The sequence below is a fragment of the Endozoicomonas sp. ONNA2 genome (genome assembly GCF_024606365.1).
Taxonomy (GTDB): Bacteria; Pseudomonadota; Gammaproteobacteria; order Pseudomonadales; family Endozoicomonadaceae; genus Endozoicomonas.
The window spans coordinates 1-3,597 of record NZ_JAHHPO010000729.1 but is presented as its reverse complement, the minus strand read 5'-3'; the positions used below and the strand labels follow the sequence as shown (position 1 = coordinate 3,597).

The window sequence follows — 3,597 nt, the reverse complement described above, 5'->3', positions numbered from 1 at the left end:
TTTTTGATGCCCTCGAAGCAGCAAGAGCCCGGAAGATTGACGTATTGATTGCCGATACTGCCGGTCGCCTCCACAACAAGGAACATTTGATGGAGGAGTTAAAAAAGGTGAAGCGGGTGCTTGGGAAACTGGACCCTGATGCGCCTCATGAAGTGTTACTGGTGCTGGATGCAGGTACCGGGCAGAATGCCCTGAGCCAGGCTCGTCTGTTCCATGAAGCGGTGCAGTTAACAGGCATGGTCCTGACCAAACTGGATGGCACTGCTAAAGGCGGGGTGATCTTCGCACTGTCCAAACAGATGAAGCTTCCAATCCGTTTTCTGGGAGTGGGTGAACAAATTGATGACCTGAGGCCATTCTCTGCCAGGGAGTTTGTTAAAGCATTATTCTCCCGGGAAGGTTGATAGACCAGGTATTGGACGTCCTTTGTCGTTTTTGAGTAATTCATAAACCAGAAGGCTTTTCGAGAATAGCCCCCGCACAGACGACTTCGTCGCGAGGACAGCAGAAAAAGGGCGGTCTATTCTCGGACAGACTCCTGGATGCTTGACTGGCATCCCGGAGGTAGATTAAGGACAGCAGGATGATTCGCTTTGACGGTGTCAGCAAGCGTTACCCGGGAGGCCATGTTGGTCTTGAGCAGGTCAGTTTTCACCTGGGACGGGGAGAGATTGCCTTTCTGACAGGCCATTCTGGTGCCGGAAAAAGCACCTTGATGAAGCTGATTATGTTGCTGGAGAGGGTCAGCGCTGGTCAGGTCTGGGTGGGAGGTTATAATCTGCAGGCGCTTAAAAACAGCCGGATTCCCTATCTGCGCCGTAACATTGGCGTGGTTTTTCAGGATCACCAGCTGCTGTTTGATCGTACTGTTTTTGAAAATGTCGCTTTACCGCTTCTGATCGCAGGCTATTCTCCCGGTGATTTTGTTGGCAGGGTTCGTGCTGCCTTGGATATGGTCGGGTTACTAAGCAAGGAAAAGTTATCTCCCGTTGTTCTGTCCGGTGGTGAACAACAGCGTGTTGGTCTGGCGCGGGCAGTAGTGAATCGTCCGGCTTTGCTGCTTGCGGATGAGCCTACCGGAAACCTTGATCCCCAGTTGTCCACCGAAATCATGAAGCTGTTTGAAAATTTCAATCAGGTGGGCGTTACCGTGTTGATCGCCAGTCATGACCTGGCCCTGGTGGCCCGGATGCGACACCGTATTTTGACCCTGGATCATGGCAGGCTGGTTGCAGACCAGGAGGTTCAGTGAGTCTGTTTAGTAAGAACAACAGGCGTCAGCAAAATGGTCGTCGGCAAACAGTGGATGAGCAGGCCGGCAGGGACAAAACCGCTGGCAAGAATTGGGAAAGCCCTGTTCATAAAGAAGCGCACAAAAGAGGTGCCAACCGCCAGACAGGAGCAACTCTGACGCTGCATTCTTTCGTTGGCCTGCACCGACAGGTAGTTAAAGATGCACTGAACCGTCTCTTTAATAACCCGGTGGCAAGTTTGTTAAATAGCTTGCTGATCGCGGTTGCCTTTTCCCTGCCGGTTTTACTGTTTGTGCTGGTCAGTAATGTAAAGACACTTGGGTCAGCCTGGGACGGGCAACCGAAAATATCAATTTACCTCAATCATGGGGTTAGCCAGAAAATTATCGATCAACGTATTGCCGATTACCATCAAGAACCGTTGATTAAAGAAGTTATCTACCTGTCACCGGAACAGGGGGTGAACGAATTTCAGCAAAAGGCCGGGCTGCAAGATGTGATTACCCAGCTTGGGTTTAATCCATTGCCGGGCGTGATTGAACTGCTGCCCGTCAGTGAGGCTTCTTTTGCACAACTGGATGATGCCGTTGTCCATTATCAACGAATGGAAGGAGTTGACCAGGTCCGCCTGGATCGGCAGTGGGTACAGAGGCTTCAGGCAATATTAACAATGCTTGAACACCTTGCCGTCCTGTTGGCTGGAGTTCTTGGACTTACTGTGGTTCTGGTGATCAGTAACACCGTGCGTCTCAGTATTGAAAGTCGTCGCGATGAAATCAAAATTATCAGCATGGTGGGTGGAACATGGGGATTTATCGCCATGCCGTTCATCTATATGGGGATATGGTATGGCGTGATAGGCGCTATTCTGGCTCAGGTTATTGTTTTTTCATTATTAGCTGTCTTGAGCCAGGAAATAGTTAATATTGCCGGACTTTATAATAGTGAGATGGTATTATCCGGTCCCGGTTTGGGTGTTTCAGGCATGTTGCTGTTGGCCGGAATAATGTTTGGTGCCTTGGGGGCAATGAGCAGCTGTTATCGACATTTTCGGGCTTTAGTGCCTGATTAGTCGGTTTTAAGAAAATGTCCTGTAAAGTCGATAGCGATCATCAGGCTAATTCTGGTTATTTTTTTAGTATTATTTTGAACTTCAGCTATTTTAACAAAGTCTAATTTAAGAGGGTAACTTGACGGAGTCACTTATGGGCACCAGTCTTCAACCAGTCGATATGTTAATTCCCGGTCGCAATATTGATGCATATGTTGCGTCAGTCAGCAGTATTGCTGTGCTGTCTGCTGAACAGGAAAAGACCCTTGCTGAGCGACTCTTCTTTCATAATGATCTGGAAGCGGCTCGTCAGCTGGTAATATCCCACCTTCGATTTGTTGTTCATATTGCCAAAAGCTATACCGGATATGGCCTGCCACTGGCGGACTTGATTCAGGAAGGCAATGTAGGCCTTATGAAGGCAGTCAAGCGTTTTAACCCTGAGGTTGGGGTAAGACTTGTCTCATTCGCTGTGCATTGGGTCAAGGCAGAAATACACGAATTTATTCTGCGTAACTGGCGCATTGTTAAAGTCGCGACCACGAAAGCGCAACGCAAACTTTTCTTTAATCTTCGCAGTGCTAAAAAGCGTCTGTCTTGGTTAACCAACGATGAGGCAGATGCCGTAGCCAGAGATCTGGGTGTTGAAGCCAGGGTGGTTCGAGAAATGGAAAGCCGAATGGCTGGCCAGGATACCGCCTTTGATGGCTATGGAGATGATGATAGCGATACCGCATATCAGGCACCTGCCCACTACTTGGAGGACCGTAATTCGGACCCTTCCTCCTTGCTTGAAGACGCTGATTGGTCAGATAGTTCCATAGCCCGATTGAGAAATGCCTTGGCACAGCTGGACGAACGGAGTCGGGATATTCTGCAAAAGCGTTGGCTAACAGAAGAAAAGGCAACGCTGCACGAGCTGGCCAATACGTATGGAGTATCTGCTGAGCGTATCCGTCAGCTGGAAAAGAATGCGATGAAAAAGCTGAAAGGTTCTATGGAGGCCTGACACAGATTAAATATTCATAAATAAACTCGCAGAACAGCGATTTTTTTATGAAGCTAAATTGGTCTGTTGGCTTTTATTCAAGCCTGAGTAAGGCTCGCAGTTCTTCTACGGGCTCTTCGGAAACGATCACCCGAGGAGGCTATTAGAGAATAGTACCCACAGCGAGTATGGCAGAAAATTGAGAATAAAAATTCGGTTTTGTGAGGTGAGTAGCCAGGCTATTTGCCGAACAAAAGAGGAATTTTAGACCAATTTGCTGCCGCCGCACGACTGGGAGCTAGAGC

Annotated in this window: 3 protein-coding genes and 1 pseudogene; all 4 read left to right on the top strand. The window is 48.7% G+C overall.

The features are described from left to right. Positions 1-404, top strand: a pseudogene (locus tag KDK14_RS12895) (signal recognition particle-docking protein FtsY); the annotation flags it as partial. 179 nt (positions 405-583) lie between these two features. Next, positions 584-1,252: a cell division ATP-binding protein FtsE gene (gene ftsE / locus KDK14_RS12890; RefSeq protein WP_257265548.1), complete on the top strand. Its 669-nt coding sequence runs from the start codon at positions 584-586 to the stop codon at positions 1,250-1,252. Next, positions 1,249-2,325: a permease-like cell division protein FtsX gene (gene ftsX / locus KDK14_RS12885; protein ID WP_257265547.1), complete on the top strand. Its 1,077-nt coding sequence runs from the start codon at positions 1,249-1,251 to the stop codon at positions 2,323-2,325. Before ftsE ends, ftsX begins: the two co-directional genes overlap by 4 nt. A 133-nt stretch (positions 2,326-2,458) precedes the next feature. Further along, entirely contained in the window at positions 2,459-3,313 is an 855-nt protein-coding gene (gene rpoH, locus KDK14_RS12880; RefSeq protein WP_257265546.1) for an RNA polymerase sigma factor RpoH, read from the top strand. Positions 3,314-3,597 lie beyond the last annotated feature (284 nt).

Bases quoted from the DNA above. Each gene is read 5' to 3' on its own strand.
- ftsE (WP_257265548.1), top strand. From the start codon at position 584: ATGATTCGCTTTGACGGTGTCAGCAAGCGTTACCCGGGAGGCCATGTT.
- rpoH (WP_257265546.1), top strand. From the start codon at position 2,459: ATGGGCACCAGTCTTCAACCAGTCGATATGTTAATTCCCGGTCGCAAT.